The sequence below is a fragment of the Pseudomonas frederiksbergensis genome (assembly GCF_003732665.1).
GTDB lineage: Bacteria > Pseudomonadota > Gammaproteobacteria > Pseudomonadales > Pseudomonadaceae > Aquipseudomonas > Aquipseudomonas frederiksbergensis_G.
In genome coordinates this window covers 1-300 of sequence record NZ_MOBP01000052.1, presented here as the reverse complement: position 1 = coordinate 300, position 300 = coordinate 1, and the positions used below count along the sequence as shown (strand labels likewise).

At 66.0% G+C, this 300-nt stretch carries 1 pseudogene; it reads right to left on the bottom strand.

Going from position 1 to position 300, the window contains the following annotated elements:
• Window positions 1–300, bottom strand: a pseudogene (locus BK665_RS33090) (glycine dehydrogenase (aminomethyl-transferring)); the annotation flags it as partial.

Genomic DNA, 300 nt, shown 5'->3' with positions numbered 1-300 from the left:
AAACGGTCCACGGAAACACCGGCCAGACGGCCCGGCATGGCACGCTTGAACGCATCTTTCGTCGAGAAATAAGCCGCGTGCGGGCCACCAAAACCCAGCGGCACGCCAAAGCGTTGTGCGCTGCCGATGGCCACGTCGGCGCCGAATTCGCCCGGCGGGGTCAGCACGGTCAGGGCCAGCAGGTCAGCCGCGACGGCGACCAGGGCGTTGGCGGCGTGGAAGCGTGCGGTCAGTTCGCGATAGTCGAACACATCACAGTTGCTGGCCGGGTATTGCAGCAGGGCGCCGAAGAACGGCGTT